At 70.4% G+C, this 12,974-nt stretch carries 15 protein-coding genes and 1 riboswitch; of the genes, 7 read left to right on the top strand and 8 right to left on the bottom strand.

Going from position 1 to position 12,974, the window contains the following annotated elements; all coding sequences use genetic code 11:
- The first annotated feature begins 30 nt into the window (after window positions 1-30).
- The 3 genes from SALPAC2_RS0106105 to SALPAC2_RS0106115 are packed head-to-tail and all read left to right on the top strand — an operon-like array spanning window position 31 to window position 2,466.
- Window positions 31-618, top strand: a complete 588-nt coding sequence (locus SALPAC2_RS0106105; protein WP_018215761.1) for a copper chaperone PCu(A)C — start codon at window positions 31-33, stop codon at window positions 616-618.
- Window positions 615-1,844 carry a Dyp-type peroxidase gene (locus SALPAC2_RS0106110; protein ID WP_026184480.1) on the top strand — a complete coding sequence of 410 codons (1,230 nt, stop codon included), beginning with the start codon at window positions 615-617 and terminating at the stop codon, window positions 1,842-1,844. The genes SALPAC2_RS0106105 and SALPAC2_RS0106110 overlap by 4 nt, the downstream gene beginning before the upstream one ends.
- 16 nt (window positions 1,845-1,860) lie before the next feature.
- Window positions 1,861-2,466, top strand: a complete 606-nt coding sequence (locus SALPAC2_RS0106115; RefSeq protein WP_018215763.1) for a copper resistance protein CopC — start codon at window positions 1,861-1,863, stop codon at window positions 2,464-2,466.
- Window positions 2,467-2,599: 133 nt separating this feature from the next.
- Here SALPAC2_RS0106115 and SALPAC2_RS0106120 read toward each other — a convergent pair whose 3' ends face one another.
- From SALPAC2_RS0106120 to SALPAC2_RS0106150, 7 genes are all read right to left on the bottom strand, one after another.
- Entirely contained in the window at window positions 2,600-3,478 is an 879-nt protein-coding gene (locus tag SALPAC2_RS0106120) for an energy-coupling factor ABC transporter ATP-binding protein (RefSeq protein ID WP_018215764.1), read from the bottom strand.
- Window positions 3,475-4,215, bottom strand: coding sequence for a cobalt ECF transporter T component CbiQ (cbiQ, locus tag SALPAC2_RS0106125; RefSeq protein WP_018215765.1), 741 nt, complete (start codon window positions 4,213-4,215; stop codon window positions 3,475-3,477). Before cbiQ ends, SALPAC2_RS0106120 begins: the two co-directional genes overlap by 4 nt.
- 1 nt (window position 4,216) lies before the next feature.
- Window positions 4,217-4,534 (bottom strand): energy-coupling factor ABC transporter substrate-binding protein, encoded by a 318-nt coding sequence (locus tag SALPAC2_RS0106130; protein WP_018215766.1) that lies wholly within the window; start codon window positions 4,532-4,534, stop codon window positions 4,217-4,219.
- Window positions 4,531-5,211, bottom strand: coding sequence for an energy-coupling factor ABC transporter permease (locus SALPAC2_RS0106135; protein ID WP_018215767.1), 681 nt, complete (start codon window positions 5,209-5,211; stop codon window positions 4,531-4,533). The genes SALPAC2_RS0106130 and SALPAC2_RS0106135 overlap by 4 nt, the downstream gene beginning before the upstream one ends.
- A 29-nt stretch (window positions 5,212-5,240) precedes the next feature.
- A riboswitch (cobalamin riboswitch) is annotated at window positions 5,241-5,412 on the bottom strand.
- A gap of 103 nt (window positions 5,413-5,515) precedes the next feature.
- Window positions 5,516-6,328 (bottom strand): class I SAM-dependent methyltransferase, encoded by an 813-nt coding sequence (locus SALPAC2_RS0106140; RefSeq protein WP_018215768.1) that lies wholly within the window; start codon window positions 6,326-6,328, stop codon window positions 5,516-5,518.
- Window positions 6,325-7,917: a radical SAM protein gene (locus tag SALPAC2_RS0106145; protein ID WP_018215769.1), complete on the bottom strand. Its 1,593-nt coding sequence runs from the start codon at window positions 7,915-7,917 to the stop codon at window positions 6,325-6,327. The genes SALPAC2_RS0106140 and SALPAC2_RS0106145 overlap by 4 nt, the downstream gene beginning before the upstream one ends.
- A gap of 132 nt (window positions 7,918-8,049) precedes the next feature.
- A complete protein-coding gene (locus SALPAC2_RS0106150; RefSeq protein WP_018215770.1) occupies window positions 8,050-8,613 on the bottom strand; it encodes a PadR family transcriptional regulator in 564 nt (187 codons plus the stop codon).
- Window positions 8,614-8,699: 86 nt separating this feature from the next.
- On the opposite strand from SALPAC2_RS0106150, the gene SALPAC2_RS27205 reads away from it, so the two are divergent.
- Together SALPAC2_RS27205 and SALPAC2_RS0106155 are read left to right on the top strand one after the other, a co-directional pair.
- Complete coding sequence (locus tag SALPAC2_RS27205) at window positions 8,700-8,855, top strand: hypothetical protein (RefSeq protein ID WP_162561291.1); 156 nt, start codon at window positions 8,700-8,702, stop codon at window positions 8,853-8,855.
- Window positions 8,852-9,877: an LLM class F420-dependent oxidoreductase gene (locus SALPAC2_RS0106155; protein WP_018215771.1), complete on the top strand. Its 1,026-nt coding sequence runs from the start codon at window positions 8,852-8,854 to the stop codon at window positions 9,875-9,877. Before SALPAC2_RS27205 ends, SALPAC2_RS0106155 begins: the two co-directional genes overlap by 4 nt.
- A 105-nt stretch (window positions 9,878-9,982) precedes the next feature.
- On the opposite strand, the gene SALPAC2_RS0106160 is transcribed toward SALPAC2_RS0106155, so the two are convergent.
- A complete protein-coding gene (locus tag SALPAC2_RS0106160) occupies window positions 9,983-11,071 on the bottom strand; it encodes a Zn-dependent alcohol dehydrogenase (RefSeq protein ID WP_018215772.1) in 1,089 nt (362 codons plus the stop codon).
- 100 nt (window positions 11,072-11,171) lie between these two features.
- Here SALPAC2_RS0106160 and SALPAC2_RS0106165 point away from each other — a divergent pair, with 100 nt between their 5' ends.
- Both SALPAC2_RS0106165 and SALPAC2_RS0106170 read left to right on the top strand, forming a co-directional pair.
- Complete coding sequence (locus tag SALPAC2_RS0106165) at window positions 11,172-11,846, top strand: TetR/AcrR family transcriptional regulator (protein ID WP_018215773.1); 675 nt, start codon at window positions 11,172-11,174, stop codon at window positions 11,844-11,846.
- A 75-nt stretch (window positions 11,847-11,921) separates the two neighbouring features.
- Window positions 11,922-12,848: an SDR family NAD(P)-dependent oxidoreductase gene (locus SALPAC2_RS0106170; protein ID WP_018215774.1), complete on the top strand. Its 927-nt coding sequence runs from the start codon at window positions 11,922-11,924 to the stop codon at window positions 12,846-12,848.
- Window positions 12,849-12,974 lie beyond the last annotated feature (126 nt).

Consider the following 12,974-nt stretch of genomic DNA (forward strand, 5'->3'; position numbering starts at 1 on the left):
CAGTCGACACCGAACTCAGAGAGGCCCTACATGCCAAGCAACGTCACCGGTCGGCGCCTACGCCCGGCCGCCCTGGTCGCCGCTGCCCTGCTGACCGCCGCCATGGCCGGTTGTGGCTCATCCGGCGACTCGTCGGCGACCAACCCAACCCCGTCGGGGACGACCGCTCCGGCGGCGGATGCCCCCGCCGACGTGGTCGGGATCAACGACCCGTGGGTGAAGGCCGCCGACAAGGGGATGACCGCGGCGTTCGCCACCCTGGTGAACGAGAGCGACGCCGACGTGACCCTGACCGGCGTCAGCACCGAGGTGTCGCCGATGGAGCTGCATGAGATGACCATGAAGGATGGGGAGATGGTCATGCAGGCCAAGGAGGGCGGCATCGTGATCAAGGCGAAGAGCAGCCACATGCTCGAGCCCGGCGGCGACCACCTGATGATGCTGGATCTGCAGCAGCCGGTGCGGGCCGGGGATGAGCTGACCTTCACCCTCGCCTTCGCCGACGGTCGGACCCAGTCCTTTACGGCAGTGGCGAAGCCGTTCACCGGCGCGGAGGAGAGCTACGACCCCGAGCACAGCATGCCGGATATGTCCATGAGCCCCAGCGCAGCGTCGTGACTGGGAGCGGCCCCCGCGCGGTGAGCCGGCGCGGTCTACTCGCGGGCGGTGCCCTGGCCGCCGGTGGCGCGCTCGGCGCCACCGTGGCGGTCACCGCCGTCGGCTCCTCGGACGACCCCGCGACCCGCCCCGCCGAGCTGGCGCCGGTGGCGGAGATCGGGCTCGCCGTCGAACCGTTCCACGGGACCCGACAGGCGGGGGTCGCCACCGAACCGCAGGCACACGCGGCGTTCGTCGCGCTCGTCCTCCGGCCGGAGACGGACCGGGAGGCGCTGGGACGGATGCTGCGACTGCTCTCCGACGACGCCGCCCGCCTCACCCAGGGCCGTCCCGCCCTAGCCGACACCGAGCCGGAGCTCGGACTGCTGCCGGCCCGGCTGACGGTGACCTTCGGCTTCGGCCCCGGCTTCTACCAAGCGGCCAACGTCGACGAGCGGCGGCCACCATCGGTGGCCGCCCTCCCGGCGTTCCGCATCGACCGGCTCTCCCCCCACTGGTCCGGCGGAGACCTGCTGCTGCAGATCTGCGCCGACGACCCGCTGACCGTCGCGCATGCCCAGCGGGTGCTGGTAAAAGACAGCCGCCCTTTCGCCACCGTCGCCTGGGTGCAGCAAGGCTTCCGGCGCGCGGCCGGGGCCGAGCCGGGGCGCACCCAGCGCAACCTCTTCGGCCAACTCGACGGCACCGCCAACCCGAAGCCGGGCGCTCCCCTGGAGACCGCGGTGTGGGTACCGGACGGGCCGGCCTGGCTGCGCGACAGCACCACCCTGGTCGTCCGGCGGATCAGCATGAACCTGGAGTCGTGGGACCTCCTCGGCCGCACCGACCGGGAGTTGTCCGTCGGCCGCCGGCTCGACACCGGCGCGCCGCTGACCGGCACGGACGAACACGACGAGCCCGACTTCGACGCCCTCGGGTCGGGCGGGCTCACCGTCATCCCGGACTTCTCGCACCTGACCCGCTCCCACGTCACCGAGGACCGGCTCCGGATTCTGCGCCGCCCCTACAATTACGACGGCGTGCCCAGCGCCGACGGCACTGCGGACAGCGGCCTGATCTTCGCCTCGTACCAGGCCGACATCACCCAGCAGTTCCTACCCATCCAACGACGGCTGGCCGAGCGGGACCTACTCAACGAGTGGACCACCCCGATCGGCTCCGCCGTCTTCGCGATCCCACCCGGCTGCCCCGAAGGCAGCTGGGTCGGCCAGCAACTGCTCGGCTGACCTCGACAGGAGAACCATGCGGACCAACACCCGCCCGAGACCCGCCGGCTTCCTCGCCGCAGTCCTCGCCGCCGCCGCGCTGCTGCTCGTACCGGCCGCGCCGGCTGCTGCGCACAATTCCCTGAAGACCACCACACCGGCCAAGAACGCCGAGCTGGACAAGGCGCCGGCCGAGATCACCCTGGAATTCCTCCAGAAGCTGGATCCGGCGTTCACCACCATCGTCCTCTCCGACGCCGCGGAGCAGAAGGTCGCCACCGGTGAACCCGTGGTCACCGGGGCAAAGGGCACGATAAGCATCGACGGAGCTCTGGCGAACGGCACCTACACCGTGGCGTACCGGGTCGTCTCCGCCGACGGGCACCCGGTCCAGGGCTCGTACACGTTCACCGTCGCCGACCCCGCTGGCGCCGAGGCGCCGGCTCCGACGCCGGCGAAGTCGTCCTCCGCGGCCGAGCCCACCACACCGTCGGGGGAGCCCGCGGCGGCCAGCCCGGTGGCGGCGACCGACGACGACGGCGGCAGCGGGATCGGCACGGCGGCGGCGATCGGCGGCGGGATCCTGTTGGTCCTGGTGGCCGGCGGCCTGGTGCTCTTGCGCCGCCGACGCGGCACAGCCTGACCAACGGGTGCCGGGCAGTGCTCGGCACTGCCCGGCACCCGTTGGCGCCGCTGTCCCAGCGGAATCAGCGCCGTTGGCGCGGCTGCATGGCGTGACCGCCGCCCCGGCCACGCCACGCAGCCGGTTGCGGCGATCACCGGTCGTCCGGCACAACCTCGTTGAACAACGCAGCCTCGTTGAGCAGCTCGGCATCGTTGAGCAGCTCGGCGAGTTCGCTCACCGCTCGCGGACGGGCCCCCGCCAGCTCCGGAATCCGGTCCAGGAGTCGGTGCACCAGCGGTGCCCACGCCGGCACCAGGTGTGCCGCCGCGAGCAGGCCCCCATCGGCAAGGCCGTCCGCCATGGCTACGGTCCGCACGCCACCGCCGGAGACCAACGCAACCGCGTCCGCCCAGCGGAAGGCGAGGTCGACGTCATGGGTGGAGAGCACCACCGTCGTACCCGCGGTGTGCAGGTCGTCCAGGGTGCGCAGCAGTGCTTCCACCCCGGACGGGTCGAGCCCGGCGGTCGGTTCGTCGAGAATCAGCAGCCGCGGGTGCATCGCGACCGCGCCGGCGATGGCCACCCGCTTGCGCTGGCCGTAGGAGAGCAGATGGGTGGGTCGCTCGGCGATCTCCGCCACACCGAGCGCCGCCAGCGCCGCGTCACAGCGCCGCCGCACCTGCTCGGCCGGGAGCCCCAGGTTGACCGGCCCGAAGGAGACATCCTGCCGGACATTGGCGGAGAAGAGCTGGTCGTCCGGGTCCTGCACCACCAGCTGCACCTGCTGCCGCAGCTCCCGTAGGCCGGCCCGCGTGTACCGCGCCCGGGTGCCGGCGACGGCGATCTGGCCCGTGGCGGGCCGCAGCGCGCCGGCCGCCAGCCGGAACAGCGTGGTCTTGCCGCCACCGTTCGGGCCCAGCACGGCCAGCCGCTGACCCGAGTCGATCCGAAGGTTGACCCCGGCCAGGATCGGCCGACCGGGCTGGTAGGCGAAGCCCACCTCGTCGAACTCCAGCAGCGAGGCGTTCACCAAGGGGACACCAACCCGGTGCTGACCGTGACAATCGCGCCGAGCAACACCGTGGTCGCCGCGACGAACGGCACCGACACCCGGTGTGCCGCCACCTGTACGGCGAGTGAACCGGTGTAGCCCCGCACCGCCAGTCCTTCCTCCAGCCGCCGCGCCCGGTGCAACGCCCGGACGAACACCGCCCCCGCTTGTCCGGCCAGCGACCGGTAGGCGGTCCGCCAGGTACGGAAGCCAAGCCGGGCCGCCTGCGCCTGTCGGACCGCACGCACGCTCTCCACCAGGAGAAAGAGCATCCGGTACGTCAGCGCGGCAACCTCGGTGACCGCCGGGGGGATCCCCAGCCGGTGCAGTCGTGGCAGGACATCCGACAACGGTGTGGTGGCGGTGAACAGCAGCAGGCAGGTCAACGCCGCCACGGACCGGCCCGCGGTCTGTGCCGCCAGCGGCAGGCCGGCGGGGTCGATCGCCAGTCGGGCCGGAGCCGGCATCGACACCAGCAACGGAATAGTTGACGTGGCCACGAAGAGCAACGGCACCCGGGCCGCCCGCAGCACCACGACCAGTGGCACCCGTGCGGCGGCCAGCAGCACTGCCGCCGCGCCACCGGACAGGAGCGCGGCGGGCCAGGTGGGCAGGGCCACCGCGCAGACCAGCAGCCCGAGCGCGAGCAGCGCCTTCTCGGCGGGGTGCCGATCTCGCCAGGGACCGGTGTGCGCGGCGATGTCGAGGGCGAACACGCTAACCGCGCTGTCGATCGACAGCGTCGCGCTGCCGCTGCCGGGTCCGGGCAACACCGAAGTAGTAGCCGAGCAGGCCGGCGCCGAGCGCGGCCTGAAGGGCGAAGAACGCCGACTCCAGTTCGGCCGACGGCGGCTCGTAGATCGGCGAGAACCACGGCTGGTAGTCCGGGTGATCGTCGACGATGGCCTGTTCGGCGAGGGCGTCCGCGCCGGAGAAGGGTTCCTCCCCCGACCCGAGGCCGAACGCCAGCGGCACCACCGCCAGGAGCAGCACCGCGAGCAGCAACAGCAGGTTGACCCAGGAGAAGCGCCTCATGCCCGTACCTCCGCCGCCGGGCGCAGCAGGCCGAGCCGACGCAGGTCGTCCCCGCTGGTCCGACTCAGCAGGCGGACCACCAGCACGGTCAGCAGTCCCTCGCTGATCGCCAACGGAATCTGGGTCACGGCGAAGATCCCGCCAAACTTCGCCAGCGCACCGCCGACGCCGGAGACCGGGTCGGGGAACGCCAGGGCCAGCTGGGCAACGGTGACACCGTACGTCGCCAGGCTGCCCAGGGCCGCGGCGGCGAAGACCGCCGGGCCCAGTCCACCGCCAGCACGACGGACCATGGTGTAGCTCCCATACGCCACCCATGGGCCGACGATCGCCATCGAGAAGATGTTCGCGCCCAGCGTGCTCAGCCCGCCGTGGGCCAGCAGCAGCGCCTGAAACAGCAGCACGATGCCGCCGAGGACGCTCATCACCGGCGGTCGGAACAGCACCGCCCCCAGCCCGGTGCCGGTCGGGTGGGAACTCGACCCGGTCACCGACGGGATCTTCAATGCGGACAGCGCGAAGGTGAAGGCACCGGCCGCACCGAGCAGCAGTTTCGAGTCTGGATCTGCACGGACCTGCCGGACCAGGGCCCGGCTCCCGTGGACGACGAAGGGCGCGGACACGACGAACCACGCCGCCGCCTGTTCCGGAGGGAGATACCCCTCGGCGATATGCATCGAATGACCTTCCCTTCCAGCACCTCGTGGATGAGATCCGTGTCAAGGCCGGTCTCCTGGCTTCCGGATCGACGTTCACTCCAGCCTTCCCAGGCCTGGTTAGGCCCAGTGGCACAGTCAGAGATCACTACCCGGTCACAGTGGCGAGGGCCGCGCCGGTCTTCCACCGGCTTCCCGTGCACCTTGACGGCGAGAGGCTATCGGGCGCCCGCCCGGACGGCAAGCGGTCGATTCACGCCAATCGCTACCCGCCTCCGTCGGCTGCGGCGAACCGAACGCCACGCTGCGCCACGGGCCGAGAGCTTCAGCCCGGGCTAGTTCCCGGCTTCCTGGCCGTCAGGATGGCGTAGCCGAGCACACCGTCGGCGACTGCGGCCCGGGCCGCGGCCAAGACCGCCGGGGCCCGGTCGAAGTCCAGGCCGAGCGCCACCGCCTGATCCGCGGCAGTCATCCGCAGCACGGTCAGGCGCGCCTCGATCCGGTCGATCATCTCGGTGACCGCGGAGTCATTCCGTTCGGTGTGGGTTGTCGTCAACCCCGCACCGGCCAGCAGGGCGACGTACTCATCGAGGGGACGCGCATCGGCAACGCAGGCGATCCACGCTCCCAACCCGGTCAGTTCGGGGGGCAGCCGGTCGGGGACGGCGACCACATCGGCCAGCCCGAGCTGACCGCCCGGGACCAGCACCCGGGCCAGCTCCCCCGCTGCGGTGGGCTTGTCAGGGAAGGTGCAGAAGGCGCATTCGCAGACCACCACCTCCACCGAGTGCGAGTCGACAGCCAGCCGCTCGGCGTCTCCCCGCCGGAACCGCACCTGGTCGGCGAGCCCAACGGACCGGGCCACCCGGGTGGCCGCCTCGACGTTGGGACCGGCGAGGTCCACACCGGTCACCGTGCAGCCGTACTCGGACGCCAGCAGCAGCGCGCTGGTACCCCGTCCGCTCGCCACATCGAGCACGCGTTCCCCGCCGGTCAACGCCAGTCGGGCGGCGAGCCGGCGGGTCAGCGACGAACCACCGGGATGGTATGCATCCCCGAGTAGCAGGGCGACCAGGTCCGAACCGTAGACCGCGGCGCAGCAGCCCTTCGGGTCCGCTGCGGGCTTGCTCCTCGTCACCGGATCCGCCGCCCGACGTTGGTGGCGTCCGATGCCACCCGCCGCTCGGCGGCGACGCCGTCGGAACGCTGGGCGACCTTCGACCCGTACGGGCTATCGGTGATCATCGAGCGCAGCGCGAGTGCGTTGGGCACCACGTCGGCGACCGGCACCCCGGACATCTGCTCGCGGACCTGTTCCCGGTAGCCGACCGAGTTGTAGGCGCAGAACGGGATCAGTCTGCCGTCCGGGGTGATCTCCTCGACGCAACACTTCATCAGCTGCCGCACGTTGAGGGTGTACGGGTCCTGGAAGTCCTGGATCACGATCATGAAGGCCCGGTCGGTCAGGTTCGCCACCGCCTCGGGTAGGTTGACGCCGCAGGCGTCGGCACAGTCCAGCGCCGCGGCGGTCTGGGCGAGGCGCACGTTGGTCGTGTCGGTGCCCATGAATGCCGACGCCGACCACAGCTTCTCCAGCGCTTCCCGAACAGCGGGGTCCGGCACCACCCGGTTGGTGACGTAGTCGAGGTGGTCCGCCACGTCGAGCAGCCGGGGAATCGGCACCACCGCGAAGTCCTCGGCGCCGGGCGTGCCCGAGGTGAGTAGATAGGTGATCGACCGGCAGGTCGGGAAGCAGCACGGCACCGGGAAGAAGTCCTCGGCCCGGAACCAGTCGGGCCGCTGCCGCGCGACAAGGTGAATGATGTCGGAGTTGGTCAGCCGGGTCAGCGGGTCGAAGGGCGTGTGTCGGCCGGAGTGGGTGACCGGCTGGAACGAGACACTGCGCACGGCAGGGTGCGCTAGGCCGTGGCTGATGATGGCGCCGAGTTCATGCTCGTTGAGCCCCCGTTCGACCGCGGCCACCAGGGTGACGGTGAGGCCGACCTCGGCGCAGTTGTCCAACGCGCGCTGCTTGATCTCACGCAGGTCCCGACCCCGGATCTCCCGGTGTGTCCGCTCGTCGAACCCGTCGAACTGCAGGTAGATGTTGACCGCCCGGCCGGGACGGTTCCGCTCGCCGAGCGCTGCGACGAACCCCCGGTCGCTGGCGAGCCGGATTCCGTTGGTGTTCAGGTTGACGGCCCGAATCGGGCGGGCCTGGGCGGCGTCCACGAAGTCCAGGATCTGCCGATGGATGGTGGGCTCCCCGCCGGAGAACATCACCACCTCGGCCTCGCCCTCACTCGCCACGAAGACGTCGAGCATCCGCTCACACTGCGCGAGGCTGATGGCGTACCCGTCGGGCTGGTGACCGGAGTCGGCGAAGCAGATCGGGCAGTCGAGGTTACAGCCGGTGTTGACCTCGATTATGCCCAGACAGGCGTGCTGTTTGTGCTCCGGACACAGCCCACAGTCCGACGGGCAGCCGTCGCGCACCTCGGTCTGGAAGGTCAGCGGGATCGTGCCGGGCTTGTTGAATCGGGCGCTATCGAGATACATCCGCGCGTCGCCGTACACCAACGCCTCGAACTGGCCGTGCTCCGGACAGCGCTTCCGCAGGTAGACCTTGTCGTCGCGGAGGTTGACCTGTCCGTCGACAACGACCTTGCAGACCGGGCAGATCGACTTTGTGTACTCGACGAACACCTCATCCCGGTCCCGCTTCATGGCTCTCACCATTCCACGCCGCACTGCCCCGGCACGCCGGCTTGGTCGAATACCGCCCGGCGTGGCTGACCGACCGGCGGTGCCCCCGCCCGTGCTGGCTGCCGAGCGCAGGTCAGCCCGGCACCGGCAGGGTCAGCGTGACACCGGAGCACGAGCGCGGAGCAGGGCAGCGACCTGCACACACCACTCGCGATTCTCCTGCTCGAAGCGACGCCCCCGCAGGCAGGTGAGGTACGGCCCGACCCGGTTACTCTCGTGCAGGAACGTCTCCTCGGTCAGGTCACCGCGCAACTGCCGAAGCATCCGGTCGAAGAGTTCCACCTTGGCGGCGGCGATGACCGCCCGCTCCTCGAGCTGGGCGATGACCGGCGCCGGGTCGAGTCGGTCCACGGCCTGGACCATGACGAGCAGGTCCTCCCGGGTCGACGACGGCTTCGACGGCACGGCGGCGAAGGCGGCCAGTTCGGCGAGGCCGGCGGGGGTGACCGTGAACAGCCGCTTGTTGGGACGGTCGTGCTGGATGACCTGGCGACCGGTGATCAACCCCGCCCGCTCCAGCTTGGTCAACTCTGCGTAGAGCTGCTGGGGTACCGCGTACCAGAAGTTGGAGCAGGAAACATCGAAGATTTTGGCCAGCTGGTAGCCGCTGTACTCCCCATCGAGCAGCGCCGCCAACACCGCGTGCCGCAGTGCCATGGCCACACCTCCCGCTCCGGGTGAGGACGGAGTTCGGTGGGCCGGCACCGCGTCGCCGACCCTTCCCCCGAACCATACTCAATGATATGACTATCCCTGTTGTGGAATACCGGCGGCAGTTCTCCCGACCGTCGAACCTGCCCACCGGCACCCTGCCCACCGTCACCACGCGGAGCGAGCCGGCCCCCACCGGCTTCCCCCGCACCCGGGACTCCCGGGGACCTGGAAGGACACCCCCATGAAGCTTGGCTACACGACCGGCTACTGGTCCTCCGGGCCACCCGAGGGCGTCACGGCGGCCATCGCCGAGGCCGACCGACTCGGCTTCGACTCCGTCTGGGCCGCCGAGGCGTACGGATCGGACTGCCTCACCCCACTCGCGTGGTGGGGAGCGAGCACCTCCACCGTCCGGCTGGGCACCAACATCATGCAGATGTCGGCCCGCACTCCGACCGCTGCGGCGATGGCCGCGCTCACCCTCGACCACCTCTCCGGCGGCCGGTTCGTCCTCGGGCTCGGCGTGTCCGGCCCGCAGGTCGTGGAGGGGTGGTACGGCCAGCCCTATCCGCGACCGCTGGCCCGGACCCGGGAGTACATCGAAATCATCCGCGCCGTCCTCGCCCGCTCCGAGCCGGTCACCTACGACGGCGACTTCTTCCAACTACCGCATCGCGGCGGCACCGGGCTGGGTAAGCCGCTGAAGTCCACCGTCCACCCGCTGCGCGCCGACATCCCGATCTTCCTCGGCGCTGAGGGGCCGAAGAACGTCGCCCTAGCCGCGGAGATCGCCGATGGCTGGCTACCGATCTTCTTCTCCCCCAAGGCGGACAGCTTCTACCGGGCCGCGCTGGCCGAGGGCTTCGCCCGCCCCGGCGCCCGCCGCGACCTGGACAGTTTCGAGGTCGCCGCGACCGTACCGATCGTCGTCCACGACGACATCGAGCGGGCGGCGGATCGGCTCCGACCCTTCGTCGCGCTATACGTGGGCGGCATGGGAGCCAAGTCAGTCAACTTCCACCGGGACGTCTTCGCCCGCCTCGGCTACGAGAAGGAGTGCGACGTGATCACCGAGGCGTACCTGGCGGGCGACAAGAAGCGAGCCACCGCCGCCGTGCCGACGGCGCTGGTGGAGGACATCGCCCTGATCGGCCCGGTCGCCAAGGTCCGCGACGAGCTGCAGCGGTGGCGCGAGACCGTGGTCACGACGCTGCTGGTTCAGGGCAACGCCCAGCAGCTACGCCAGGTCGCTGAAGTGGTGGGCTGAGCACCCGTCCAGCCGATCGCCCGACCCCGGTTGGCCCACCTGACTGCGGCCCGCGCTGCCGCGGCGGTGGGCCACCGGAGTCGCCGAGTCAATCACACCGGCGGGTCAATCGCCGTCGTAACAGATGACCTGCCGGATCACGTCGCCGCGACCGAGAGCGGCGAGGGCGTCCCCGACCTCCTCCAGCCGCAGCCGGTGCGTAATCATCGCACTCAGGTCGAGTCGGCCAGCCCGCCAGAGGTTGAACATCCGGTCAAAGTCTCGCGGCGCCTGCGACGCACCGTAGAGCGAGGAAGTGATGCTCTTCCCCTCGAACAACAGCTCGAAGGGACTGAACGTGACCTGCTGATCGGAGCGACCGGCACCCACGACCACCACCGCCCCACCCCGACGTGCCGCAGTCCACGCCGTACGCAGCGTCTGCGGCGCAGCCACCACGTCGAAGACGGTGTCGAAGCCCTCGCCGTCGGTGAGCTGAGCTGACAGCTCACCCAAAGCCTCCGGGCCACACCCGTGGGTTGCACCGAACCGCAGCGCGGTCTGCTGCTTGGCCTCGACCGTGTCGACCGCGACGATGACGGCGGCACCGGCGAGCCGCGCGCCCTGGATCGCCGCAATACCCACGCCGCCGCAACCGATCACCGCGACGGCGGCACCGGGCTCGACCTGGGCGGTGTTGATCACGGCCCCGACGCCGGTCATCACGCCACAGCCGACCAGCGCGGCCACCTCGTACGGCACGTCGGGGGCCACCTTCACCGCGCCGGCACGGGGAATAACGATCTCCTCGGCGAAGGCACCACACCCGGCCATCGCGAAGACCGGGGTCTCGCCAGCCAGGAACCGCGGCTGGGCGTAGCCGGCCAGCACACTGGTCAAACACAGGTACGGCTCCCCGCGCGCGCAGGAGGCGCAGGACCCACACGCGGGCAGCCAGTTGACCACGACCCGGTCCCCCTCGGCCAGGTCCTCCACGCCATCGCCGACCGCGATGACATCGCCGGATGCCTCGTGCCCCAGCACCACGGGCATCGGGTGTGGCAGCACCCCCTCGCGCGTTGAGCGATCGGAGTGACACACCCCGGCCGCTCGAACCCGGATCCGGACCTCCCCCGCGCCCGGCCCGAGCACCGTCACGTCATCGCGAATCTCGACCTTGTCGTCACCCACCGTGTGAAAGATCGCCGCCCGCACGAAATCACCTCCAAAAGTGAAACCTGTTCTAGCCTAGGGGTTGACAGGGGCCCGGGCAAGCGGCTGGGGCACAGCCGGGGTGACCGGCATAATTCGACCCGTGAACACAAAGAAAGCCAGCAGCGCGGGCCTGCCGTCAGAGCGTCGCACCCATCTCGTACGCCTGGCCGGGGAACTGTTCGCCGAGAAGGGCTTCCGAGCCACCACCGTGCGGGAGATCGCCGACGCGGCCGGAATCCTCTCCGGCAGCCTCTACCACCACTTCGACTCCAAGGAATCGATCGGGGACGAGCTCCTCTCGGGTTTCCTCAACGAGGTGCTCACCGGCTACCGCGAGGCGGTCGCCGACACGGACGACCCACGCCGCACGATCGAGCAGTTCGTGCGCTCCAGCACGGCGACGCTGGCCCGACATCGAGCCGCCCTGACCATGCTGCAGAACGACTGGAACCACTTCCGCGCCGTACCCCGCTTCGACTATCTGCGCGACGCCACCCGGGAGATCGAACGCCTCTGGGTAGACCAGTTGGAACGGGGGAAGCAGAGTGGACTTTTCCGCTCCGATCTGGACACCAAGCTGACCTACCGGCTGCTGCGGGACGTGTTGTGGATACCGACGCGGTGGGGGCAGAACGGCAGCAACGGCTGGAATGCCGACCAGATTGCCGACGCGGTCCTGCGCCTGATATTCGACGGAATTCTCGCTCCGGAGAGCAGGTTGACCGGGGGGTCACCGACGGATCGCTCTCCCCGGGCGAAGCCTACGCGAAGCTGATACGCTCCCAAGCAAGCGATTGGTCAACCAATGTGCCCGGCGGAGCTACGACTGCCCGCGGACGAGGGAGCACCAATGACAGATCAGCAGTTCACACTGGACGGCACGGTCGCGATCGTGACCGGGGCCGGTAACGGTTTGGGGCGCGCAGAAGCCCTCGAGCTGGCGGCAGGCGGAGCCCGGCTCATCCTCAACGACCTCCCCGGCGACGCCGTCACGGCGGTGGCCGCCGAGATCACCGCGGCGGGCGGCGAGGCGACGGTGTGCACCGGTGACATCGGCGACTGGTCCACCGGTGAGTCCCTCCTGAAAGCCGCCCTAGACACGTACGGCCGGCTGGACATCCTGGTCAACAACGCCGGCGTCCTCCGCGATCGGATGGTCTTCACGATGTCGGCGCAGGAGTGGGACCTTGTCCTGCGGGTGCACCTGCGGGGCCACTTCGTCACCACCCGCTTCGCCACCGCCTACTGGCGCGAACGCAGCAAGGCACTCGGCACCCCGGTGTACGGCCGGATCATCAACACCTCCTCGGAGGCGTTTCTGCTCGGCTCGCCCGGCCAGCCGAACTACGCCGCGGCGAAAGCCGGTGTGGTGGCGCTCACCGTCGCGACAGCGCGGAGCTGCGCCCGGTACGGCGTCCGGGCCAACGCCATCTGCCCACGAGCGCGCACGGCGATGACCAGCGAGCTCATGGGACCCTCCCCCGAGGATGCGACCGATCCGTTGTCCCCAACGCACGTCGCACCGCTCGTGCGGTACCTCGCGAGCCCGGCCGGAGCTCCGATCAACGGCGAGGTCTTCGTGATCCACGGGGGCGTGGCCGCGGTGCTGGCCCCACCCACCGTGCGCGCAAGTTTCCACACCGATGGCGAGTCCTGGTCGCCCATCGCCCTCCACGACGCCCTGGGGCCCCTCTTCGGCGAGCAGGCAGCCGGAACGGGCTACGCCTGCGAGGCCACCCTGCCGCTGGCGGCGACCACGTTCGGCGAGAGCCGGTAGCCAACCGCGGGGGCGCCAGGTGGCGGCGATCATCGATCGCCGCCACCTGGCGCTCTGCCGCTCTGCCGCCGGTCGCCGGTCGCCGGTCGCCGGTGGCCGACCAGACACCACCTCGGGTCGGCGACG

This window comes from Salinispora vitiensis, assembly GCF_000378825.1.
Taxonomy (GTDB): Bacteria; Actinomycetota; Actinomycetes; order Mycobacteriales; family Micromonosporaceae; genus Micromonospora; species Micromonospora vitiensis.

Excerpts from the sequence above, each read along its gene's own strand:
- SALPAC2_RS0106115 (WP_018215763.1), top strand. The coding sequence starts at position 1,861 with ATGCGGACCAACACCCGCCCGAGACCCGCCGGCTTCCTCGCCGCAGTC.
- SALPAC2_RS0106135 (WP_018215767.1), bottom strand. The coding sequence starts at position 5,211 with ATGCATATCGCCGAGGGGTATCTCCCTCCGGAACAGGCGGCGGCGTGG.
- SALPAC2_RS0106145 (WP_018215769.1), bottom strand. The coding sequence starts at position 7,917 with ATGAAGCGGGACCGGGATGAGGTGTTCGTCGAGTACACAAAGTCGATC.
- SALPAC2_RS0106170 (WP_018215774.1), top strand. The coding sequence starts at position 11,922 with ATGACAGATCAGCAGTTCACACTGGACGGCACGGTCGCGATCGTGACC.
- SALPAC2_RS0106130 (WP_018215766.1), bottom strand. The coding sequence starts at position 4,534 with ATGAGGCGCTTCTCCTGGGTCAACCTGCTGTTGCTGCTCGCGGTGCTG.
- SALPAC2_RS0106150 (WP_018215770.1), bottom strand. The coding sequence starts at position 8,613 with ATGGCACTGCGGCACGCGGTGTTGGCGGCGCTGCTCGATGGGGAGTAC.
- SALPAC2_RS27205 (WP_162561291.1), top strand. The coding sequence starts at position 8,700 with ATGACTATCCCTGTTGTGGAATACCGGCGGCAGTTCTCCCGACCGTCG.
- SALPAC2_RS0106105 (WP_018215761.1), top strand. The coding sequence starts at position 31 with ATGCCAAGCAACGTCACCGGTCGGCGCCTACGCCCGGCCGCCCTGGTC.
- SALPAC2_RS0106155 (WP_018215771.1), top strand. The coding sequence starts at position 8,852 with ATGAAGCTTGGCTACACGACCGGCTACTGGTCCTCCGGGCCACCCGAG.